We start from the raw sequence: 22,840 nt of genomic DNA on the forward strand, positions 1-22,840 counted from the left end.
AGGCCCTAATTTAATGATTGCCCGCTTTCGTGCAAGCCAAGGCAGAGCGTTTTCGAGCGAAGTGGCTACCGGTTCGCGTGAAGAAAACGCTTCAAAACAAGAATCTTACCGGCCCTTGCGCCCGAAAGCGGGCCTAATTCGGGACTTCTACGGTGGTTTCCACCGGCAGGGCGCCGCCGCGGACGCGGATTTCGCGGACGGGGTAGGGAACCCGGATACCCTCGCGCTTGAAGGCGTCCCACAGCGCCAGCATCACGTCGCTCTTGACGTTGTCCATGCCGTCGGGGTCCGCGATCCAGAAGGTCAGCGAGAACTTCATCCCGGCTTCCGCGAACTCGGTCAAAATGCTGTTCGGCGCCTTGCCCTTGGTGGCGCGCGGATGGGCGGCGGCGGTCTCGGCGGCGAGCTTGGTGACCAGGCGCGGGTCGGCGTCGTAATTGGTGCCGAAGGCGATCTTCACCAGCGTGTTCTTGTCGGTATAGGTCCAGTTGACGACCTTCTGCGTCACCAGATCCTCGTTCGGCACCAGGAATTCGCGTCCGTCGCCGGCGGCAACGGAAATATAGCGCGTCTTCATCGCGCTGATCCGCCCGGTGTTGTCGCCGATGGTGACGAGGTCGCCGGGCTTCACCGATTTGTCGGCGAGCAGGATGATCCCCGAGATGAAATTGGCCACGATCTTCTGCAGGCCGATACCGATGCCGACGCCGACCGCGCCGGAGAACACCGCGAGCGCGGAGAGATCGATGCCGACGGCGCCGAGCGCAATGACGATTGCGACGGCAAGAAGCCCGATGCGGATGATCTTGACCAGCAGCACCTGCACCGACGGCGTCAGGTCGGTGGTCGAGTTGATCCGGCTCTCGGCGAAATTGCTGGCGATGTTGGTGGCCCACAGCGCGATCAGCAGCAGCGCGCCGGCCTTGATCACCAGCAGCGGCGTCAGCCTGAGGCCGCCGAGCACGATCGCGAAGGAGTCGAGCAGCTCGATGGTCGTGTCGAGCTGGCCGATGATCGACAGCGCCGCGACGAACCAGGCCGTGATCGACACCAGCTTGACGATGAAGGCGTTGCGCAGCACCGAGGTCACCAGCCGGATCACCAGCCAGGCCAGCCCCATCTTGGCGGCGACCATCAGGAGATAGGAGCGGCTCGGCCAGGTCGCGTGGTACATCACCACGCGCGAGATGATCACGAGCAGGGTGAACACCGCCGTCGAGGCGCTCGACATCATCACCCGCGAGAAGTGCCGGAGCGGCAGCGGCCAGCCCATCGCCAGCGATGTCATGTCGACGCGATTGCGAATGCCGGCTTCCGCGGCATAGGCGATGCCGGCTGCCGCGAGAATGAGACCAAATTGCAGGTAGAACCAGGGTGAGGAAATCTCCGCCCCGACGCTGCGTGCGGTCGTCTGCACGAACTCCATGAAGTCTTTGAGGTCCATGTCCATCGGTCTCGTCGGGAAGCGGGGGAGGAATTGATTCGAGGGCGCCGCAGAATCCCACAAAGGGTGCGGCCCGGCCATCGATACACCGTGAAGTGAAGCGCGTTAAGGCCGCAAAATACGGGCAGATTGCCGCGAGCAGCGAAAATGGGTTGGCGCGGGGGAATGCCGACGATAAGGATGAAAATCCTGCGATTTTTACCCGGAAGGTGGATGGCCTCCCTCGACTCCTTCAGCCTCACCATATTGCTCGGCGCCGTCCTCGTCATGGCCGGTATCCTGTCGAGCCTGCTTGCGCTGCGGTTCGGCGCGCCCTTGCTGCTCGTGTTCCTTGCCATCGGCATGCTCGCGGGAGATTCCGGTCCCGGGCAGATCCAGTTCAACGACGTCGGCACGACCTATCTGGTCGGCTCGGTGGCGCTGGCCCTGATCCTGTTCGACGGCGGCCTGAAGACGCGCTTTGCCAGCATCCGCACCGTGCTCGCCCCGTCCCTCGTGCTCGCCACCGTCGGTGTGCTTCTGACCGCGCTGGTCACTGCGCCGTTCGCCAAATACGCGCTCGATCTCAACTGGACGGAAGCGCTGCTGGTCGGCGCCGTCGTGGCCTCGACCGACGCCGCCGCGGTGTTCCTGCTGGTGCACACCCAGGGCCTGCGCCTGCGTCCGCGCGTCGGCGCGACGCTGGAGGCGGAGTCCGGCACCAACGATCCCTTCGCGATCTTCCTCACCCTGATGCTGGTCGAGTACATCTCGCTGGGAACGGGCACGGCGGGTCACGTGCTGATGGAGTTCTTGCAGGAGGCGGTACTGGGCGCCGTCGTCGGCTTCTTCGGCGGGCGCCTCGTCGTCATCGCGCTCAACAAGGTCGCGTTGCCGCAGGGCCTGCACGCGCCGTTCGTCACCACCGCAGCGCTGGTGATCTTCGGCGGTTCGCAGATCATGCACGCCTCGGGCTTCCTCGCGGTCTATCTCGCCGGCATCATCATTGGCAACCGGCCGACGCGCGCGCATAATTCGGTGGTGACCTTCCTGGATGCGGCGACCTGGCTGGCGCAGATCGTGATGTTCGTGCTGCTCGGCCTCCTGGTCTCGCCGAGCCGGTTAGGGGCCAGCGTGCTGCCGGCGGTCGCCGTCGCGCTGATCCTGATGCTGGTGGCGCGGCCGCTCGCGGTGTTCGTGTGCCTGGCGCCGTTCCGTTTCAACTGGCGCGAAAAGATCTTCATCGCCTGGACCGGCCTGCGAGGTGCGGTCGCGATCTTCCTGGCGTCGATCCCGATGCTGGTCGGCCTGTCCAAGGCCTATCTCTATTTCGACGTCGCCTTCGTCGTCGTCATCATCTCGCTGCTGCTGCAAGGCTGGACGCTGGCGCCCGCCGCGCGCAAGCTGCACGTCGCGCTGCCGCGCGCCGAGCGCGGCCCGCGCCGCGTCGAGCTGGATCTGCCCGGCCAGCTCGAGCAGCAGCTGGTCGGCTATCCGGTGCGCCCCAAGAGCCTGTATTTCCGCCGCGGCCTGATCCCGTCCTGGTCGAAGCCGACGCTGGTGATCCGCAACCAGAACATCCTGACGCCCATTGAAGCCGATCCGATCGCACCCGGCGACTACATCTACCTGCTGGCGCCGCCGGAAAAGGCCGAGTCGCTCGACCGCTTCTTCGTCGACATGCAGCCGAGCTCGGCGCCCGATCCGCATCTGCTCGGCGACTTCATGGTGTCAGGCGAGCACACGCTGGCTGAGCTTGCCGGAATCTACGGCGTCAAGGTGAGCGAGGACGAGGGCAAGCTCACGCTCGCCGACTATTTCGACGTCCACCTCGACCGCGCGCCGAAGGAGGGCGCCGAGCTCGCGCTGGACGAGATCGTCCTCGTCGCACGCAGCATCTCCGGCGGCCGCGTCAATGTCGTTGGCCTCCGCCTGCCGGAAGAAGACGAGACGCCGCCGCCGCTGACGCGCCGGCAGGCGCTGCGGAAGAAGCTTGCGGATTTGTGGACGTCGGTGGCGGGGGTGTAGACGGTCTCGTGTCCCGGACGCGGTGCAGCGTGAAACGCTGCTCCGCAGAGCCGGGACCCATGGCTGTGGGCCCCGGCTCTGCAACGCATCACTTCGTGCTGCGTCGCGTCCGGGGCACGAGAGTTAACCGCGCGTCACTCTGTAGATGTCGGCACCGTTCGCCAGACAACCGCCACCAAATCGCCGCAACCGCCGAAGATTTGCGCGGCTTCGTAACCTCTGGATCCGGAACGCCCTGCGGCGCCGCTCGTTCTTCGCGTGACAGCCAACGTCTTTGACAGGAGCAGTTCCATGCGAAGCTTCATCTTGCCTGCCATCGTCGCGATCGGTCTCGGATCGGCTGCGCCGGCGATGGCCTATGACACCGGCGACCAGATCTCGATGCAGGTCGCGCTCGACGTTGCCAGCGATCTTGGTGTCGCCACGGTCTCGCACACGAACTTCCTCGGCGATGAATGGCAGATCGAAGGCCGCGATCGCACCGGGCGCTGGATGGAGGTCGATGTCGATGCGCGGACCGGCGAGGTCCGCAACGTCGACCGCGGCTGGTAAAGCCGAAGCGGCGGAAGCGCTGCTATCCGGGCGCCGGCCTCTCCGCCGTCATTGCGAGCGCAGCGAAGCAATCCAGACTGTCACCGCGGAAAGATTCTGGATTGCTTCGCTGCGCTCGCAATGACGTGGGGAGGGATCGTCGCCCTTCATTAAGAGCTGAAGTGCCTCACGTCAGCACCTTGACCCCGCCGAACGACGTCACGCGGCCCTGCTTCAGCATCACGATCTGGGTCGCGAGCTGGCGCAGTTCGGCGACGTCGTGGCTGACATAGACCATCGGCACGTTGGCCTCGTCGCGCAGCCGCACCAGATAGGGCAGGATCTCGAGCTTGCGGCCCTCGTCGAGCGCGCCGAGCGGCTCGTCGAGCAGCAGGAGGCGCGGTTTCGACAGCAGCGCGCGGCCGAGCGCGACGCGCTGACGCTCGCCGCCGGAGAGCTTTCCGGGACGGCGGTCCTGCAGCGCGCCGATGTCGAGCAGGTCGATGATGCGCTTGTGTTGCGCAGGATCGGGCGCAAGTCCGTTCATCCGCCTGCCGTAGTCGAGGTTCTGCGCGACGCTCAGATGCGGAAACAGCCGCGCGTCCTGGAACACATAGCCGATGCGGCGGCGCCAGGTCGGCACGTGAATGCCGGCCGCGGTATCGTCCACGGTCTCGCCGTCGATCACGATGGTGCCGCGGTCGGGCCGCAACAGCCCGGCGATCATGTTGACCAGCGAGCTCTTGCCGGCGCCCGAGGCGCCGAACAGGCCGATGACGCGGCCCTCGCCGGTGAAGGACGCGTGAAGCGAGAACTCGCCGAGCTGTTTTTCGATGTCGACCCGCAGCATGGTCAATTCCCGTGCAGGCGCAGCGTGGCGCGGCGGGCGAACCATTCGGCCGCGATCAGCGCGCCGATCGCGATCACGATCGAGACGATCACGAGCCGGCCCGCGGCTGCATCGCCGTCGGGCGTCTGGATCAGCGAATAGATCGCGGAGGAGATCGTCTGGGTCTCGCCGGGAATGTTGGAGACGAAGGTGATGGTGGCGCCGAACTCGCCGATCGCTTTCGCAAAGCCCAGCACCATGCCGGCGAGCACGCCGGGCAGAGCCAGCGGCAGCGTCACCGTGAAGAACACCTTCCAGGGTGCGGCGCCGAGCGTTTCCGCCGCCTGCTCGAGCCGGCGGTCGATCGCCTCGATCGACAGCCGCATCGGCCGCACCAGCAGCGGAAACGCCATCACGCCGCAGGCGAGCGCCGCACCGGTCCAGCGGAACGCGAAGACGATGCCGAGATAGTCGGCCAAAAATCCGCCAACGAGGCCGCGGCGGCCGAAGGTGAGCAGCAGCAGATAGCCGGTGACGACCGGCGGCAGCACCAAGGGCAGGTGCACGACGGCATCGAGCACCGACTTGCCCCAGAAGTCACGTCGCGCGAGCAGCCATGCCAGCGCGATGCCGAACGGCGTCGCGACCAGCGTAGCGATGACGGCGACCCTGAGCGAGAGCAGGATCGCCGTCCATTCGGCGGGAGAGATCTCGAACATCAAGGCGTAATGTCAGGTCGCAAAATCAGGTTGTCGGGCTGATCAGGAACTTGAATCCGTATTTTTCCAGAATGGACTTGGCGGCGGTCGAGCGCAGGAAGGCGAGATAGTCGTTGGTCTCGCCCTTCGCAGTCGTTGTCGCGGCGACCGGATAGATGATCGCGGGGTGCGAATCCGCCGGGAAGGTGCCGACGATCTTGACGCCGGGCTCGACCTTGGCGTCGGTGGAATAGACGATGCCGAGCGCGGCCTCGCCGCGGGCGACCAGCGTCAGCGCGGCGCGCACGCTCTCGGCCATCGCGAATTTCGGCTCGGCGGCCGGCCAGGCGCCCAGCTTCTCCAGCGCCGCCTTGGCGTATTTGCCGACCGGCACGGACTTGACGTCGCCGGTCGCGATCTTGCCGTCGCCGGCGAGTTTTGCGAGGTCAAAGCCTTGCGCGATGGTGACGTTGTCGATCTTGGAATCCTTCGGCGCGATCAGCACGATGCTGTTGCCGAGCAGGTTGACGCGTGTCGGCTCGTTGATCGTCTTCTTGGAGACCGCGTAGTCCATCCAGTCGTTGTCGGCGGAGACGAACACGTCGGCGGGGGCGCCCTGCTCGATCTGCTTGGCCAGCACCGAGCTTGCGGCATAGCTGACGCTGAACTTGACGCCGGTCTTGGCGGTGTAGGCGGCATCGATCTCGTCCAGCGCGTTCTTCATCGACGCCGCGGCGAACACGGTGATGGTCTTGTCCTCCGCCGCGGCGGGCGAGAGGGTCGCGCTCGCGAGGATGACGAAGGCGGTGAAAAGTCCGGTGATACGAAACATGGATAGCGCTCCGTGCGAGCTCGCGCGCAGGCAACACGCGCAAATCTGGCGTTGGTTGGGTCAGGTATGCGACGGGCGGAAGCGCTGTTCCACGGTCCCTTGCGACGGCTTACGGCCGGCGGGGATATCGCAGTGCAAACATAGCAGGCTGAGGCCGCAGGTCAAAGGATCTACTGCGCCGGCAGGATCGCGATCGAGAGCGCATTGTCCTTGGCGCCGCTGACCTGGAGGACAAGCGGCTGCGCCGACAGCTCGTACTTCATGGTCTTGCGGATGCCGTCGCAATCGGTCGCGCCGCTGAAAGCCACGGGCTTGAGGAAATGGCCGTCCTGGACCACGTCGACCCAGGCGCCCGAAGACAGGCTGATCGTATAGAGCCCCGCTTTCGGCGCCTTGATGCTGGTGAAGCCGGCAAAGGTGCCGTCCTTCGGCGCCCGCTCCGGCGGCGAGGGCAGTTTCGCGTCACTCGGGGCGACCAGCCCCAGCGTGATGGCTGACGCGGGCAGGGCCGCCTGCTCGGCGCCCGAGGCGAGTTTTGCCCGATCCGGCGCAGTGAGCGCGGCGCGCTCGCGCTCGATCGGCCATTTGAACTTGTCGCAGCCGCTCGGCTCCTCGGCGGCGAGGGCGGAGGTCGCGCTAAGCAGGAGCGCAGCAAGGATAGTGAGGACGCGCATGTGGAATCCCATCGTTGGCCACGCGCGGAGGCGCGGCGTGCGGTCAGGCTTGTTGAAAGACGGGATGCGCATCCCGGGATGCCGCGGGCTTACGGCTGGGCGGCGAGGCATGTTAGCGCATTCGCGTGGTGCAAACCACTCGTCGTCCTGGACAAGCGAGTAGGCACCATCTCTCCATGCGTCGTCCCGGCGAAGGCCGGGACCCATAACCACAGGGAGAAGTTTAGCGAAGACCCGGAGTTACCGGTTTGCTCGATAACTTCCGCCTCGGAGTATGGGTCCCGGCCTTCGCCGGGACGACGGCTGAAGGTGAGGCGGCAGCGTCAATCTCCCCTCGTCATCACGGACAAGCGCAGCGGAGCGGAGCGCAGATCCGGGATCCATAGCCACAGGCGGGTGTGGTTACGGGATTCGGAGTTGCCATCTCGCGCCACAACCACTCCCTGTGGTTATGGGTCCCGGGCTCGCTTCGCGCCCCGGGATGCCAGCGGTTGGTAGGCTGCAGCGCACCCTACGGCTTCGCATCGCCCGCATGCAGCACGGCCTTGCAAGCCGCCGGCATCTGCGCCAGCGTCATCGGCGGTTTGGGCTTCGGCGGCTCCGGCGGCGGCTTGGGATGCAGCACGGCGTCCGAGAACCAGTAGCCGAGATCGGCGTCCTTGCAGCCTTCGTCCTCGGACTGCGACGGCTGGCCCTCGCACTCGCCGGCGCCCGCCGGGCAGCGCATGCGGATGTGGAAGTGATAGTCGTGGCCCCACCAGGGGCGGATCTTCGACAGCCATGAGCGGTCGCCCTTGGCCTCGCGGCACAGCGCCTTCTTGATCGCGGCATTGACGAAGATGCGCTGCACCGCCGGCTCCTGCGCCGCGTCGCGCAGCACCAGCACATGGGCAGGCGTGAACACCTTCGGGTCGATGTCGAGCCGGTCCTGGCGCACCATCATCACCGCCGACATCTCCTCGCGCTCCTCACGCGAGAGGCGGCGGTCCGGCATCGGCGTCAGCCAGATGTCGGCGTCGAGGCCGATCTGGTGGCTGGCATGACCCGACAGCGCCGGCCCGCCGCGCGGCTGCGCGATGTCGCCGACCAGGATGCCCGGCCATCCCGCGTCCTTGTGGGCCCTGGCCGCAAGGCGCTTGATCAGCGCGATCATGTCGGGATGGCCGAAATTGCGGTTACGCGACAGCCGCATCACCTGCCAATTGTCGCCGTTGAGCGGCATCTGCGCGGCGCCGCCGATGCAGCCCTTGGTGTAGGAGCCGATGACATGCGCCGGCCCCTTCGAGGGCAGCAGTTTTCGCGCGAACAGTTCCTTGGCGCCGAGATGCGGATCGTTCGGATTGGCCAGCGGCGGCAGCGGCTTCGGGTTGACGCTGCCCTTGTCCTGGGCCAGCGCGCCGCCGGCGGCCAGGAGCGTCATGACAAGCAGGAGAGGGGTAATGCGGCGGGGACTCATGCCCGGTCATTATAACCCAACGCCGCGGCAGGGTTAAGAATTAGGCTTGTCGCGAGGGCGCGATCTCACGGCGTCTTTACAGCCGCCAGCCGCTGGCGACATCATGCCCTCGAGGCAAAGGGCCTTTTATCATGACATTTGTTTTGGCGCGGCTCGCGAGGCGGGCCGCCATGGCCGCTTTTGCAATGGCCGCTTTTGTACTGACCCCGCTCATTGCGACCCCGGCGCAGGCCGATCTCAGGGTCGACATCGACAAATCAGCCCAGCGCATGTCGGTGCGCGTCGACGGCGCGCCGCGCTACTCCTGGCCGGTGTCGACCGGCCGCCGCGGCTACGGCACGCCGAGCGGCACCTTCCATCCGCAGGCGATGATGCGGCGCTATTTCTCGCGCAAATACTACAATTCGCCGATGCCGCACGCGATCTTCTTCCATCACGGCTTCGCCATCCACGGCACCACCGACCTCTCGCGCCTGGGCGGACCGGCCTCGCATGGCTGCATCCGCCTGCATCCGGCGCATGCGGCGACCCTGTTCGCGCTGATCCAGCGCGAGGGCGCACGCAATACGACGATCCGTATCTCCAACTAGGGAATCGTCGAGCATCGCAATTTTTTTGCGTCGCCCGGCCGCATTTTAACGGCGCGATAACCGTATCCTGCATTGACCAAAATTCGTGCGCGGAGTGAGGGAACGCCGCGGTCCGCATGCAATCGGCCATGATTTCGGAAATGATTCAAGCGCGCGCGTAATTTTGCGCCAGCGCGCCATCTGATCGCGACGGCGGAATGGGTTTGGCGCGTCGGTCGGCGCATTTTGCGCCTCGCAAACAGGCACGAGTGCCGGCGAGCGGCGGCGATCCCGAGGCCAAGATTACTTTTTTTTCAGACACTTGCCCCAAAACTTGCGGCCACAGGGCGCGACTGGGACATGTGACGTTGAGTTTGGGGTCTCGAAAACAAAAAAGGCGAAAGCGTAACGTGCTTGCGGCGGCCGGCGGGCAGCTGCGCAAGCCGCGATTCGCGCGCGCGCCGCATTCGCCCGTTGCACAGGCCGAGCTCGTGCAGAGCCGCGCGGAAGCGGAGGCCGCGATCGCGGAGGCGCGCAAGGCCCATGAGCGGCTGCGCCAGGCCATCGACATCCTGCCGCAGGGCATCGTGTTTCTCGATGCCGAGGGCCGCTACGTCCTCTGGAACAAGAAATACGCCGAGATCTACAGCAAGACCGCCGACCTCTTCGCCGAAGGTGCGCGCCTCGAGGACACGCTGCGCGTCGGCGTCGCGCGCGGCGACTATCCCGAGGCCGAAGGCCACGAGGACGAGTGGATCGCCGAGCGGCTGCAAAAGCTCTATCAGCCCGGCGCACGTCACGAGCAGAAGCTGGCGGACGGCCGCGTCATCCTGATCGACGAGCGGCTGACCGACGACGGCGGCGTCGTCGGCCTGCGCGTCGACATCACCGAGCTGAAGCAGCGCGAAGCCTCGTTCCGTCTGCTGTTCGACGGCAATCCCGTTCCCATGATCGTCTGCGCGCTCGACGACGAGCGCATCCTCGGCGTCAACGACGCCGCGATCGCGCATTATGGCTATAGCCGTAGCGACTTCGAGAAGCTGACGATCCGTTCCTTGCAGGCCTTCGACAGCGAGCCGCCCTGGACCATTGATGTGACCGGCGAGGAGCAGGCCGGCCGCACCTGGAAGCACGTCAAGGCCGACGGCGCGCTGATCGACCTTGCAATCTATTCGCGCGAATTGACCTATGCCGAGCGGCCCGCGGTGCTGCTCGCGCTGATGGACATCACCGAGCGCAAGCGCGCCGAGGCGCGGCTCGCTTTCATGGCCCAGCACGACGGGCTCACCGGCCTTCCCAACCGCAACCTCCTGCGCCAGCAGGTCGACGAGATGCTGCTGCACACGCGCCGCAGCGCCGAGAAGGTCGCGCTGCTGATGCTGGGGCTCGACAATTTCAAGTCAGTCAACGACACGCTGGGACACGCGATCGGCGACAAGCTGCTCCGCGGCGTCGCCAAGCGTCTGCGCTCCACCTTGCGCGAGGAGGACGCGCTGGCGCGCCTCAACTCCGACGAGTTCGCGATCGTGCAGAGCGGGCTGGCCCGGCCGGAAGACGCTGTGGGACTGGCAAAACGCCTGCTCGAGGCCATCTCTGATCCCTATCTGCTCGACGGCCATTCCGTGGTGATCGGCGCCTCCATCGGCATCGCAATGGCGCCGGGCGACGGCGATGATTCCGAAAAACTGCTCAAGAGCGCCGACATGGCGCTGTCCCGGGCCAAGCAGGATGCGCGCGGCACCTTCGCCTTCTTCGAGGCCGCGCTCGATGCCAAAGCGCAGAGCCGCCGCAAGATCGAGGTCGAGCTGCGCGATGCGATCCAGAACGACGTGCTGCGCCCCTACTACCAGCCGCTGATCGACCTCCAGAGCGGCCGCATCACCGGCTTCGAGGCGCTGGTGCGCTGGCCCCATGCCGAGCGCGGCATGGTCTCGCCGGCCGAGTTCATTCCGGTCGCGGAAGACACTGGCCTCATCAATCCGCTCGGCGGGCTGATGCTGCGCCGGGCGTGCCTGGATGCCGCGACCTGGCCGGACGACGTCCGCGTTGCCGTCAACCTGTCGCCGCTGCAGTTCCGCAGCGGCAACCTGCTCTCCATGGTGACGGACGCGCTGAAGCATTCCGGCCTGCCGCCGCGCCGGCTCGAGCTCGAGATCACCGAGACGCTGCTGCTCGAGAAGAGCGCGCAGGTGCTGGCGACGCTGCATGCGCTGCGGGCGCTCGGGGTGCGCATCTCCATGGACGATTTCGGCACCGGCTATTCCAGCCTCAGCTATTTGCGCAGCTTCCCCTTCGACAAGATCAAGATCGACCAGTCCTTCGTGCGCGATCTCGGGGCCAATCGCGAGGCGCAGGCGATCATCCGCTCCATCGTCAGCCTCGGCAAAGGCCTCGGCGTCACCATCACCGCGGAAGGCGTCGAGACCGAAGCCGAGCTGAGCTGCCTCCGCACTGAGGGCTGCGACGAGGGCCAGGGTTTTCTGTTCAGCAAGGCCCGGCCCAATCTCGAGATCATCAGCCTCTTGCAGGCGCAGCGCGGCATCGACGCCGCCGACGAGGACGCCGCGCTGGTGGCGTGAGCGGATACTGACGTAAGGGACGCGCCGCTCTCTCACTCCCTCGCCCCGTTCTTACGGGGAGAGGGTGGGGCGAGGGGCGTCTCCGCGAACTCCGTTCAAACTGTGTGCGCGCGATTATGCATGTCGGATCGACCTTTGCTCTGGTCGAAATCTCGCCTTGCCCCTCACCCGGATCGCTGCGCGATCCGACCTCTCCCCGCAAAGGGCGGGGAGAGGTTCAGTGAGCTGCTTGCTCTTCAACCCCCCGCCAAAATCGCCTTGCCCACATCCTCGTAATGCGTATCCCGCGCCTGGATCTGCTGCGCGATCGCGTGCATGTCGCGAAACCGTCGCTCGAACGGCTGGCTGCGGAACACCGCAGTCGCACCGGCCATGTGATAGGCGGTATCGACCACCTTTGCCGATTGATGGATGGTCCAGGTCGCCGCCAGCCGGACTGCGCTGCGCTGCGCCGCGCTGAATTCGCCGGTCGCGACCAGGTCGCGCCACATCGCATTGGCCGTGGCATAGAGATAGGCGCGCGCGGCGCGCAGATCGCCCTCGGTGCGGCCGATCAGTCCCTGGACTGCCTGATTGTCGCGCATGGCGCTGGCCGCCAGCGACTGATGCTTTGCGCGCGCGAGCACAATGGCGGCATCCAGCGTGGCGCGCGCGACGCCGAGCGAGACCGCGGCAAAGCCGAGACTGAAGGTCGAGCCGGTGCCGATCCTGTAGAGCGGGCCCGGCTCGCGCAGCGCGGACGACACGTCGCGGAACGCGGTGAAGCGCTCAGGGATGAAGAGGTCCGCTACCTCATAGGAGTCCGTGCCGGTGCCGGCGAGCCCGATTGCCTGCCACACGTCGTGCAGCGTCGCGCTTGCGACGGGAAACAAAATGGTCCGCACCTCCGGCGAGCCGTCGGCATTCTTGCGCGACACACCGTCGCTTCCGATGATACGCACATGCGCCCCCAGCCAGCTCGCCTGGCGCGAGCCCGAGGCAAAATCCCAGCGCGCCGTGACGCGATAGCCGCCCTCGACCGCGCGCGCCTCATGCGCAATCGCGCCCCAGGCGAGGATGCCGGGCGCGGTGTTGAAGATCTCATGCGCGGTGTCGTGATCGAGCCAGGCCGCGATCATCGCGCAGACGCTGCATTGGCCGAGGCACCAGGCGGTGGAGGCATCCGCCTTCGCAATCTCCTCCAGCATCTGCATGAATGCTTCCGGCGCGGCCTCGCTGCCGCCGAGGCTCTGCGGCAGCAGCGCGCGATAAAACCCGTTCTCGATGAGGGCGGAGACCACGGCAGGCGTCAGCCGCCGCGTCCGTTCGATCTCGGCGGCTTCGCCCGCGATCAGCGGCGCGAGCGCGCGGGCACGTTCGACCAGGCCGACGCCGGGAGCTGCATTCATTGCTGCGTTTCCTCGCCCCTTCTGCTGTGAGCGGTCTTGGGGGTGCGATGGTGGTCTATTTGGCGGGGAGGATCAAGATGGTGCGGCTATCGCTTCGGAGCCCAAGCCATCCCGTGACCTGCTTGATTGATTTCGCGCGCGAGGACGTTCAATCCTCAACCCGTCCCGCTCTCGTTCGGTCAAACGACTGCTGCGATCACGCTAATGCCCGCGATCCGAACCTCCTGGCCGGAACCTGGCGACCGGCCGGTGATTGGCCGTCGCGCCGCGGCTGCATTGAACCTGTCCGGCTTCCGGGAGCACCAACGGCTCGTAAGTCCCGATAGAAGCGACGAGGGAAGGCGCGATGAGGACCCTGAAAGCATCGATCTGCGTTGCAGTCGCCGCGCTTGCCTTGAGCCTGTCGTTCGGCGCGCCATCCTACGGCCAGGAGGATGAGGCGGGCACGCTCACGCGGCAGATGAAGGAGCTTTATCGGGCGGGGAAGTACACGGAAGCGCTGCCGCTGGCCCAGAAGTCGCTGGCCCTTCGCGAGAAGGAGTTTGGCCCCGATGACGCGCACGTCGCGATGCCGCTGAACGACCTCGGCACGATCCATTACAATCTCGGCCAATACGCCGTTGCCGAGCCGCTGTACAAGCGCGCGCTGGCCATCCGGGAGAAGACGCTGCGTCCGAATCATGCGGAAGTCGCAATGGTGCTGAACAATCTGGGCGATCTCTTTCGCGCCGAAGAGCGCTACGCGGAAGCGGAGCCGCTTCTCAAGCGGTCGATCGCCATTGGCGAGAAAACCAACGATCCGTCGCTCGTGCTGGCGTTGAGCAACCTCGGCGCCGCCTACAGCAATCAGGGCCGATACGACCAGGCTGTACCGCTGTTCAAGCGGGGACTGGCCGTGCTGCAGAAAGCGCTCGGCCCCGACGATCCCGAAGCCACGGTGCTGATGAACAATCTGGCCGATGCCTACATTCAGCGGCATCGCTATGCGGATGCAGAGCGGCTGCTGAAGCGGTCGATGGTGGTGACCGAAAAGGCGTACGGTCCCGATCATCCCGATATCGCGCAGGCGCAGAACAATCTGGCTGCGCTCTATGCGCGTCAGGGGCGTAACGCCGAGGCCGAGCGGCTGTTCAAGCGGTCGGTGGCCACGTTCGAGAAGACTCTCGGTCCCAACCATCCGGATCTCGCCGGTGTCCTCGATAACCTCGCCGGTCTCTACAAGGATCAGGGCCGCTATGCCGATGCCCAGCAGATCTTCAAGCGTTCGATGGCCATCCGCGGCAAGACAAGGCCGATCTGAATAGCTTTCGTAGGGTGGGCAAAGGCGCGGAGCGCCGTGCCCGCCACTCTTCCCGACGGCACACAAGTTTGTGGCACGCTTCCGCCTTCGCTCTTTGAGCTACGGCAGACAAGTCGCTTTGCCACCTTGCGACACTTTTCCAACTTTTTTGGCGCATTGACGGCCGGACCATGTCGGCAAGGACCGGTCTCGATCGTCCTTGGGTGGACACGTCCCCGGACGTGCTGGAGATATGGACCCGAGACACGTGACGTGATTTCGTCAATTCGAGCCGTCAAAGTCGCAACTGGAGCAATGCCCATGAGGATCACCGTCGAAACCAGCGTCGCCGCCCCCATCGATCAGGTCTGGCGTGCCTATACGACACCCGCCGATATCGTGAAGTGGAACGCCGCGTCCGACGACTGGCACACGACCAGGGCCACGGTCGACCTGCGCGAGGGCGGCGCTTTCTCCTCACGCATGGAGGCCAAGGACGGCAGCATGGGCTTTGACTTCGCCGGCACCTACACGACGATCGTCGAGCACAAGCTGATCGAATATGCGTTCGGCGATCGCAAGGCCGAAGTCGAGTTCGTCCCCGGTCCGAAGGGCGTCGTCGTCCGCGTCGTCTTCGACAGCGAACCGACGCACTCTGTCGAGCAGCAGCAAGGCGGCTGGCAGGCCATCCTCGACAATTTCGCACGCTACGTCGCGGCGAAGAAGACGTCGTGAGGGTGTGCAGGGCGCGGAGCCTTGGCGGGCTTCCGCGTCTTCGTCTACGATCCCATCGCGCAATTGTTCCGGAGACGCAGGGATGCGAACCATTGGCCTGATCGGAGGCATGAGCTGGGAGAGCACCGCGCTCTACTACAAGCTCATCAACGAGCGCGTCCGCGACCGTCTGGGCAAGCTGCATTCGGCTCCGCTGCTGCTTTATTCCTACGATTTCCAGGAGATCAAGGAGATGCAGTATGCCGGCCGCTGGCGGGAGGCCGCAAGCAGCCTCGCGGAGGTCGCGCGGCGTCTCGAGGACGCCGGCGCGCGCGCCATCGTGCTGTGCACGAACACGATGCACAAATTGGCGCCCGACATCACGTCGAGCCTGACCATTCCCTTCATCCACATCGGCGACGCGACCGCGCAGCGCATCCGGGCGAAGGGATACCGGCGGGTTGGGCTGCTCGGCACCAGGTTCACGATGGAGGAGGAGTTTTACATCGACCGGCTTCGCGCCCATGATCTCGACGTCCTGGTTCCTTCCGAAGGCGCACGAGCGGACGTGAACCGGATCATCTACGACGAGCTGTGCCTCGGAAATGTCACCGCCCCCTCGCGTCGCCGCTATCAGGACGTGATGGCGGCGCTCGTCGCCGCCGGCGCCGAATGCATCATCCTCGGCTGCACCGAGATCACGATGCTGGTCGGACAGGGCGACACAACGGTCGAAACATTCGACACGACCGCCATCCACGCCGAGGCGGCGGCCGATTTCGCCATCGGGTGATGATGATCTCGTTGGACGTTTGCCATCCAAGGCCGGGATTGCAGCTTTCGTAGGGTGGGCAAAGGCGCAGAGCGCCGTGCCCACCACTCTTCCCGACGGCACACAATTTGGTGGGCACGCTTCTGCCTTCGCCGTTCGAGCTACGGCGGACAAGTCGCTTTGCCAACCTGCGACTGATCGCGAGATGCGCCTTTCGGCAATGGCGATTGGAACAAGAAAAACCTTGGGAAGTTCGCGTGTTTAGGGGCCGGAGCAAGCCGTGGAGGAGAAGCATGCGAACAGCAATTCTCGCGTTGATTGTCGTTGCCGGAAGCGCAATGACCTTCCAGGCAACGGCCCAACAGCAAAAGGCCGCACCCAGTGAGCAAACCAAGGAGGAGATGCGCCGTGATGTAGACCAGGGGCTCAAGACTGGCGAGCCCAACGAGCAGATGCAGCGTGATGCGGACAAAGGGATCAAGACCCGCAACTCCGGAGAGTCCGGATACGTGGCCGACCAAGACAAGCCAGGTGCTGCTGCGCATCCTCCGGGTCGACCGGGAAGTGAGCAGACCACGGGTTCGGGTGGCCAGACCAGCGCGCCGAAATAGAACCCTTGGCTCGTAGCTCGATGGGTCGCGCGGCTTATCCGCCGTAGCTCGAAGAGCGAAGGCGGACGCGAAACCCATCAAGCTTCATTCTCGCAATTGGATCGAGCTAACAAGGATTACCGGATATTGCGTGCCCGCGTCGGGGCGATGGGTGTCGCGGAAGCTCAACCCATCCGAGCTCTCAGATGACAGCTGCGGCCAGCAGGGAAGCGCCGCCAACCGCGACCAGCACGAGGCCGGGCCAGTTCGATTTGATGCCGAAGCCGCTGCCCGGCGCTGTAGGTTCCAGCGTGTCAAGTCCGGAGCGAAGCCGCTTGGTGCCGCTCAGCCGGCCTCGCCAGATCGGCTGGAATGCCATCTGGAGCACGCCGACGAAAACCAGGAGCGCACCAAGCCATATGAGGGTCATGCTCGTCCTCCTGCTCAGTCAACGCCGAGCGGTTGCTCCCCGCGGAAAGCCCCTTCGAGAAGCATCCTGCTTACTCTTCGTCCGGCTCGCGCACGACCGGCGCTTCATCATCTCGGTGCTCGTCGTCGCCGTCGTCGTCTTCGTCCGCATCCTCGTCTTCATCGGGATCTCGGGGCGGCATCGTGTTGCCCACGATCACGAAGCAACGCCAGTCGATCAATCCAGTGAATTCCTCAAGGAGATGTGGCGTCATGTTGTTGCTCCTATCCGGAGGTTCTCACCGACCGGCAGGATATGGGCCGCTCATCTACCTGACAAAGCTGGCCTGGTGCGCGGTCCAGTGGCGGATGTGGCTTGCGAGGCCCGTCGTACCGGGCGGGGTCTCGTTGCCAGCCTTCCTTGTATCGACCCGCTCAAACGTCGTGTTGTTCCCGCTCGTGAATCATCAGGGACCTCCACTGGCGTAGAACGATGTCCATCCTGGATGGTTCCTCGGGCGCAACCTGATGGGACGGGGGCGGATGGGCCGCGCGGCTTGTCCGCCGTAGCTCGAAGCTCGTAGGATGGTAGAGCGAAGCGAAACCCATCAAGCTCATCCCCACAATCGGGTCGAGCTAACGAGAAGTAAGAGATACTCCGTCCGCCCGGCAGGGCGATGGGTTTCGCAAGAGCTCAACCCATCCTACGCCTGGCTGCGTCGACCTGGGTCCGCCATTGCTTGACGAGGTCGCGCCGGCGGCCGGGATAACGTTCGGTCTTGAGCCGGAGCTTTTCGATCCGATCCGCCCGGAAGGAGCGAAAATCCTTCCTCATTTCACACCAGCCGGCCAGGATGCGCCGGGATTCGAAAAAGGCGACGCCAATCGGCCAGATCGTCCGGGTGGTCTTCGCGCCGTTCGGATCGCGATACACGATGGAAAGCTTGTGCTGGTCGCGCATGGCCTGGCGCACAAGGCGGAGATCGACGGCTTCGGGTTGCTTCGGCCTGTGCGCGACATGAAATGCATTGTCGTCGATCTTGTGCCGCAGCTCTGACGGCAGCACGGCGCCGATTTTCGCGAGCGCATTACGCGCTGCCAGCGCGAACTCTTCATCGGTCTGGCGAGACACCCACTGCGCGCCGAGCGCCAGGGCCTGGATTTCCTGCTCGGAGAACATCAGCGGAGGCAGGAGAAAGCCGGGCTGCAGCACATAACCAAGACCGGCTTCGCCCTCGATCTGCGCGCCCAGCGCCTGCAGCTCGGCGATGTCGCGATAGATCGTGCGCAGCGAGACGCCCGCCTCGGCAGCCAGATTGCTGCCCGACACCGGATGACGGTGCCGCCGCAGGATCTGCATGAGGTCGAACAGCCGCTGGCTCTTGGACATGCTGCAAGTCTAGCAGGTATCCTGCCAAAGATTGGCAGCAATCTACCGCAGAATGGCGGCACGGCTTCGGGCAGCCGCGCCGCCTGATGAGTTGGACCGGATTCCTAGCGCGGTTGGACCGTCGCCGCGTAGGCGGCAAACGGCGCGGCATCGTAGATCACCTCGGTCGACACGATCTTGCCGTCCCTCACCTTGAGGAGCTCCGCGACGATGGCGTTGGCAACCGGATGGGTGTCCGCGTTGTAGACGACAACAGCCTGCTGATCGTCGCCGTAAGTCGCAAGGAGCGTCACCTTCTGGAGCATGCGGGCAAAGCCGCCGTGGAACTCGCGAAACGTCGAGGTCCCGACGATCCGCCCGCGCGGTGATGTGCAAACGATGTCGTCCGCCGAGATGGAGATGACCGTATCGACGTCTTTGCGGGCGATGGCCTCGACATAGGTGTTGGCGATCTGCACTGCCTCGCCGCTGCTTTGGGTATTCATGGTCTTCCTTTCAGTGATTGGTGCACTGAAAGAAGGCCTAGCGCGGGGCAGTGACAGATTCTGGCAGTAGAAAATCGGCGCTGCCGGGACTGCCAACCCGGACCTGCCGTCGACCTCATATGCGGGCAGTCGTGTCGAGCATCGTTCTTTGGTGGGACCAGGCCAGACCGACAACGCGGCTAAATCCAATCGCCTCCCAAAACTGCGCTGCAGCCTGATTGCCTGCATGGACAGTCATGGTGGAAACGCTTCCGGTCGCGTCCTGCAACAGCGCCATGGCAATGGTGTAGGCAACATTGCGCCGTCTGAATTCGCGATGCACGTAGAACCGTCGCATTCTCCACGTCGGTTGCCCTGTCGGTGCAGGTTCGTTGGTCATCGCACCGATACCCGCGAGTCTGCCGCCGAGATAGCAGGCGTATGCTGCATGAAAAATGGCGGGGGTCTCTGTCAACTCAGCGGCCAGGCGCGTCATTTGCCGATGGCCATCCGCTGTTGCATCCGCCTCCAGGTCAGCGAAGCCAGCGGGTAATTTGTCGACTATTGGTTCGAGCTTGAGGTCCATCACCCTTGGAGCCTTATCAGATACGGTCAGAACTGCCTTGGCCGGATACGGAGTTCGTCCGCCGTAGCTCGAAGAGCGAAGGCGGGTCTGATAGCGGCAAAAAAGCTCTGGGGGAATGTCGACCCCGCCGAAAGCCTTTGCAGCCTGTTCAAGCGTTGCCTCGTCACGCCGCAGCGCGGCCAAGGTCGAGTTGCTGCCTGCGTTTGGTCGGGAAGCTGAGCGCCACTGCGACGGCGGCAAGCCCGATCGCGAAGGAGCCGACGTGCAGCCATGTGTATTGCTGGAAATTGTCGAACACGAGGCCGCCGGCCCAGGGTCCGAGCGCCATGCCGAGGCTGGCAAAGGCCGACACCGCGCCGAACACCGTACCCATGATGCGCGCGCCAAAGAATTCGCGCACCAGCACCGCATAGAGCGGCATCACGCCGCCATAGGCGAGGCCGAACACGACCGAGAGCGCGTAGAATTCGCCGAGCTGGGCGACCGCAAGATAGGTCGCGATGCACATTGCCTGCACGAACAGGCCGCCGACCAGCACGGGCTTTGCACCGATGCGGTCGGCGAGCGCGCCCAGGAGCAGGCGTCCGCCGAGGCCAGAGACGCCGGCGACGCTGTAGACCGTCACCGCGGTGAGTGGGGCGATGCCGCACACCATCGCATAGGACACCATGTGGAAGATCGGGCCGGAATGCGCGGCGCAGCAGGCGAAATGCGCCGCTGCGAGCGCGATGAATTGTGGCGTGCGCAGCGCCTGCGCCGCGGTCAGCTCGACTTCCGGCGCGGCATCTGCAGCGGTGGCGCCCGTCGTTGCCGGCGCCGGACGCACCAGGAAGCAGGCCGGGATCAGCAGCGCCCACGCAGCACAGCCGATCACCAGCATCGCAGTGCGCCAGTCATAGGCCGTGATCAGCCAGCTCGCGGTTGGCGCGATCGTCACCGGCGACACGCCCATGCCGGCGGAGACCAGCGCCACCGCAAGGCTGCGGTTCTTCTCGATCCATGCGCTCGCCAGCGCCATCATCGGCGCGTAGAAGCTGCCGGCGGCAATGCCGATCAGCACGCCGAAGGAGAGCTGGAATTGCCATAGGCTTGTCGCCTGGCTCGCGGCGATGAGACCGATCCCCAGCAGAACGCTTCCCGCGAGGACCACGATACGAGTGCCAAACCGGTCCGACAGCGTGCCCCACAGGAACGCGGCAAACCCCATGCAGAGGAAATCCAGCGTCGCGGCGGCCGACACGCCGGCGCGCGACCACCCCATCGCCTCCGAGATCGGCTGCAGAAACACCGCGAGCGACAGCATTGTGCCGAATCCGACACACGTCATCAGCGCACCCGCGGCGACAATGACCCAGCCATAGTCGAAGCCTGATGGCTTGCTCATGCGTTTCCTCGCGCTTTTGGTTTTGTTGATACTGCGCACGGGGATGGTGGCCCATCTGCCGGTGAAGGGCAAGGTGACCCGCGATGCGCGATTTGCCGCTCTGCCGTGAGCGCGGTCTCTTCCGTCGCGATGATCAAGGCGTTCGCCGCATCGTCATTCCTGCCTCGCGCCGAGCCCCGGAATGACGATGTGCCACACACCGCGATGATTGCATTATGCCCCTGTTTTGCCCGACGGAGCAAATTGAATTCCGAAAATCGAAAAACTCAATCCAAACAAACTCCCGGCTACTGTGCATGGGGTTGTTTTCGATCTTTTTGCTTACTCCGCCTATGCACGACGTCTCGGCAGCGTCCAAAATGCAAATGCCCGGGGGCAAACCCGGGCATGGCATCGGCGAATGGATTCGTGAAACAGCTTCAGCGTCCGCCTCAGCTATCCACCTTCAGCGCGGCAATAAAAGCTTCCTGCGGGATGTCGACCTTGCCGAACTGCCGCATCTTCTTCTTGCCTTCCTTCTGCTTCTCCAGAAGTTTTCGTTTACGCGTGATGTCGCCGCCGTAGCATTTTGCGGTGACGTCCTTGCGCAGCGCGCGCACCGTCTCGCGGGCGATCACCTTGCCGCCGATCGCCGCCTGGATCGGGATCTGGAACATGTGCGGCGGAATCAGCTCCTTCATCTTCTCGACCATGGCGCGGCCGCGGCCTTCGGCGCGGGTGCGATGCACCAGCATCGAGAGCGCATCGACCGGCTCGGCATTGACCAGGATCTGCATCTTGACGAGATCGGCCGGCTTGTAGTCGGTGAGATGGTAGTCGAACGAGGCGTAGCCCTTGGAGACCGACTTCAGCCGGTCGTAGAAGTCGAACACGACCTCGTTGAGCGGCAGGTCGTATTTCACCATCGCGCGGGCGCCGACGTAGGTCAGCTCCTTCTGCGAGCCGCGGCGGTCCTGGCACAGCTTCAGCACGCTGCCGAGATATTCGTCCGGCGTCAGGATCGTCGCCTCGATCCAGGGCTCCTGGATCTCCTCGATCTTCACCACGTCGGGCATGTCGACGGGATTGTGGATCTCGAGCTCGGTGCCGTCGGTGAGCTTCATCTTGTAGATGACGCTCGGCGCGGTCGCGATCAGGTTGAGATCGAACTCGCGCGACAGTCGCTCCTGGATGATCTCGAGGTGCAGCAGCCCGAGGAAGCCGCAACGGAAGCCGAAGCCGAGCGCGGCGGATGTCTCCATCTCGAAGGAGAAGCTGGCGTCGTTGAGGCGCAGCTTGCCCATCGCGGCGCGCAGCGTCTCGAAGTCGTCGGCGTCGACCGGGAACAGGCCGCAGAACACCACGGGGATCGCCGGCTTGAAGCCGGGCAGCATGTCCGCCACCGGCTTCCTGTCGTCGGTGATGGTGTCGCCGACGCGGGTGTCGGCGACTTCCTTGATCGCGGCGGTGATGAAGCCGATCTCGCCGGGGCCGAGCTCGTCGACCTGCTGCATCTTCGGCGTGAAGAAGCCGACGCGCTCGACGTCGTAGGCCGCGCCCGTGCCCATCATGCGCACGCGCTGGCCCTTCTTCATCGTGCCGTCGACGATGCGCACCAGCACGACGACGCCGAGATAGACGTCGTACCAGCTGTCGACCAGCAGTGCCTTCAGCGTCGCCTCGCGATCGCCCTTCGGCGGCGGCAGGCGGGTGACGATGGCTTCCAGCACGTCGGGGATGCCGAGGCCGGTCTTGGCCGAGATCATCACCGCGTCGGACGCGTCGATGCCGATGACGTCCTCGATCTGCTGCTTGACCTTCTCGGGCTCGGCCGCGGGCAGGTCGACCTTGTTCAGGACCGGGACGATCTCGTGGTTGTTGTCGAGCGCCTGGTAGACGTTGGCGAGCGTCTGCGCTTCGACGCCCTGGCTGGCATCGACCACGAGGAGGGAACCTTCGCACGACGCCAGCGACCGCGAGACCTCGTAGGCGAAGTCGACATGGCCGGGCGTGTCCATCAGGTTGAAGATGTAATCCTTGCCGTCCTTGGCGCGGTAGGCGAGGCGCACCGTCTGCGCCTTGATCGTGATGCCGCGCTCGCGCTCGATGTCCATGGAATCGAGCACCTGCTCCTTGCCCGCCATCTCGCGGTCGGAGAGGCCGCCGGTCATCTGGATCAGGCGGTCGGCCAGCGTCGATTTGCCATGGTCGATATGGGCGACGATGGAGAAATTGCGGATGTTGGAAATGGGGACGGTCGTCATGGG

Annotated in this window: 22 protein-coding genes; 8 read left to right on the plus strand and 14 right to left on the minus strand. The window is 64.9% G+C overall.

Annotated elements, in window-relative coordinates:
* Positions 1-133: 133 nt before the first annotated feature.
* Complete coding sequence (locus N2603_RS03465) at positions 134-1,450, minus strand: mechanosensitive ion channel family protein (protein ID WP_018646725.1); 1,317 nt, start codon at positions 1,448-1,450, stop codon at positions 134-136.
* Positions 1,451-1,657: 207 nt separating this feature from the next.
* Between N2603_RS03465 and N2603_RS03470 the strand changes: the two genes are divergently transcribed.
* Together N2603_RS03470 and N2603_RS03475 are read left to right on the plus strand one after the other, a co-directional pair.
* Positions 1,658-3,451, plus strand: coding sequence for a potassium/proton antiporter (locus N2603_RS03470; protein WP_260387702.1), 1,794 nt, complete (start codon positions 1,658-1,660; stop codon positions 3,449-3,451).
* Positions 3,452-3,742: 291 nt separating this feature from the next.
* Positions 3,743-4,003, plus strand: coding sequence for a PepSY domain-containing protein (locus N2603_RS03475; protein ID WP_260387703.1), 261 nt, complete (start codon positions 3,743-3,745; stop codon positions 4,001-4,003).
* A 166-nt stretch (positions 4,004-4,169) separates the two neighbouring features.
* Here N2603_RS03475 and modC read toward each other — a convergent pair whose 3' ends face one another.
* The 5 genes from modC to mepA all read right to left on the minus strand — a co-directional run bounded on the left by modC (position 4,170) and on the right by mepA (position 8,471).
* Positions 4,170-4,832, minus strand: coding sequence for a molybdenum ABC transporter ATP-binding protein (modC, locus tag N2603_RS03480; protein ID WP_260387704.1), 663 nt, complete (start codon positions 4,830-4,832; stop codon positions 4,170-4,172).
* Between the two features lie 2 nt (positions 4,833-4,834).
* Positions 4,835-5,530: a molybdate ABC transporter permease subunit gene (gene modB / locus N2603_RS03485; protein WP_018646729.1), complete on the minus strand. Its 696-nt coding sequence runs from the start codon at positions 5,528-5,530 to the stop codon at positions 4,835-4,837.
* Between the two features lie 25 nt (positions 5,531-5,555).
* On the minus strand, positions 5,556-6,341 hold the full coding sequence (modA, locus tag N2603_RS03490) for a molybdate ABC transporter substrate-binding protein (RefSeq protein WP_260387705.1): 786 nt from the start codon (positions 6,339-6,341) through the stop codon (positions 5,556-5,558).
* 170 nt (positions 6,342-6,511) lie between these two features.
* Positions 6,512-7,015: a hypothetical protein gene (locus tag N2603_RS03495; RefSeq protein ID WP_260387706.1), complete on the minus strand. Its 504-nt coding sequence runs from the start codon at positions 7,013-7,015 to the stop codon at positions 6,512-6,514.
* A 511-nt stretch (positions 7,016-7,526) separates the two neighbouring features.
* The gene (gene mepA / locus N2603_RS03500; protein ID WP_260387707.1) at positions 7,527-8,471 is read right to left on the minus strand and encodes a penicillin-insensitive murein endopeptidase; all 945 of its coding nucleotides are present in this window, start codon (positions 8,469-8,471) and stop codon (positions 7,527-7,529) included.
* Between the two features lie 170 nt (positions 8,472-8,641).
* Between mepA and N2603_RS03505 the strand changes: the two genes are divergently transcribed.
* Together N2603_RS03505 and N2603_RS03510 are read left to right on the plus strand one after the other, a co-directional pair.
* On the plus strand, positions 8,642-9,061 hold the full coding sequence (locus N2603_RS03505) for a L,D-transpeptidase (protein WP_260387708.1): 420 nt from the start codon (positions 8,642-8,644) through the stop codon (positions 9,059-9,061).
* A 389-nt stretch (positions 9,062-9,450) separates the two neighbouring features.
* Positions 9,451-11,619 (plus strand): EAL domain-containing protein, encoded by a 2,169-nt coding sequence (locus N2603_RS03510; RefSeq protein WP_260387709.1) that lies wholly within the window; start codon positions 9,451-9,453, stop codon positions 11,617-11,619.
* A 236-nt stretch (positions 11,620-11,855) separates the two neighbouring features.
* Here N2603_RS03510 and N2603_RS03515 read toward each other — a convergent pair whose 3' ends face one another.
* The gene (locus N2603_RS03515; protein ID WP_260387710.1) at positions 11,856-13,007 is read right to left on the minus strand and encodes an acyl-CoA dehydrogenase family protein; all 1,152 of its coding nucleotides are present in this window, start codon (positions 13,005-13,007) and stop codon (positions 11,856-11,858) included.
* 346 nt (positions 13,008-13,353) lie between these two features.
* On the opposite strand from N2603_RS03515, the gene N2603_RS03520 reads away from it, so the two are divergent.
* From N2603_RS03520 to N2603_RS03535, 4 genes are all read left to right on the plus strand, one after another.
* Entirely contained in the window at positions 13,354-14,307 is a 954-nt protein-coding gene (locus tag N2603_RS03520; protein ID WP_260387711.1) for a tetratricopeptide repeat-containing protein, read from the plus strand.
* Positions 14,308-14,607: 300 nt separating this feature from the next.
* The gene (locus tag N2603_RS03525) at positions 14,608-15,021 is read left to right on the plus strand and encodes an SRPBCC family protein (protein WP_026312571.1); all 414 of its coding nucleotides are present in this window, start codon (positions 14,608-14,610) and stop codon (positions 15,019-15,021) included.
* An 82-nt stretch (positions 15,022-15,103) separates the two neighbouring features.
* Complete coding sequence (locus tag N2603_RS03530) at positions 15,104-15,793, plus strand: aspartate/glutamate racemase family protein (RefSeq protein ID WP_260387712.1); 690 nt, start codon at positions 15,104-15,106, stop codon at positions 15,791-15,793.
* A gap of 272 nt (positions 15,794-16,065) precedes the next feature.
* Positions 16,066-16,383 carry a hypothetical protein gene (locus N2603_RS03535; RefSeq protein ID WP_145832161.1) on the plus strand — a complete coding sequence of 106 codons (318 nt, stop codon included), beginning with the start codon at positions 16,066-16,068 and terminating at the stop codon, positions 16,381-16,383.
* Between the two features lie 181 nt (positions 16,384-16,564).
* On the opposite strand, the gene N2603_RS03540 is transcribed toward N2603_RS03535, so the two are convergent.
* The 7 genes from N2603_RS03540 to lepA all read right to left on the minus strand — a co-directional run bounded on the left by N2603_RS03540 (position 16,565) and on the right by lepA (position 22,837).
* Complete coding sequence (locus N2603_RS03540) at positions 16,565-16,792, minus strand: hypothetical protein (RefSeq protein ID WP_211409510.1); 228 nt, start codon at positions 16,790-16,792, stop codon at positions 16,565-16,567.
* 70 nt (positions 16,793-16,862) lie between these two features.
* Entirely contained in the window at positions 16,863-17,045 is a 183-nt protein-coding gene (locus tag N2603_RS03545) for a hypothetical protein (protein WP_260387713.1), read from the minus strand.
* 419 nt (positions 17,046-17,464) lie between these two features.
* Complete coding sequence (locus N2603_RS03550) at positions 17,465-18,160, minus strand: helix-turn-helix transcriptional regulator (RefSeq protein ID WP_260387714.1); 696 nt, start codon at positions 18,158-18,160, stop codon at positions 17,465-17,467.
* 104 nt (positions 18,161-18,264) lie between these two features.
* Positions 18,265-18,645, minus strand: a complete 381-nt coding sequence (locus N2603_RS03555) for a nuclear transport factor 2 family protein (RefSeq protein ID WP_260387715.1) — start codon at positions 18,643-18,645, stop codon at positions 18,265-18,267.
* A gap of 115 nt (positions 18,646-18,760) precedes the next feature.
* Entirely contained in the window at positions 18,761-19,393 is a 633-nt protein-coding gene (locus N2603_RS03560; protein ID WP_260387716.1) for a GNAT family N-acetyltransferase, read from the minus strand.
* The gene (locus N2603_RS03565; protein ID WP_260387717.1) at positions 19,374-20,594 is read right to left on the minus strand and encodes an MFS transporter; all 1,221 of its coding nucleotides are present in this window, start codon (positions 20,592-20,594) and stop codon (positions 19,374-19,376) included. The genes N2603_RS03560 and N2603_RS03565 overlap by 20 nt, the downstream gene beginning before the upstream one ends.
* 431 nt (positions 20,595-21,025) lie before the next feature.
* Complete coding sequence (lepA, locus tag N2603_RS03570; RefSeq protein ID WP_260387718.1) at positions 21,026-22,837, minus strand: translation elongation factor 4; 1,812 nt, start codon at positions 22,835-22,837, stop codon at positions 21,026-21,028.
* Positions 22,838-22,840: the final 3 nt, after the last annotated feature.

The sequence above is a fragment of the Bradyrhizobium huanghuaihaiense genome, assembly GCF_025200885.1.
Lineage (GTDB): Bacteria > Pseudomonadota > Alphaproteobacteria > Rhizobiales > Xanthobacteraceae > Bradyrhizobium > Bradyrhizobium huanghuaihaiense.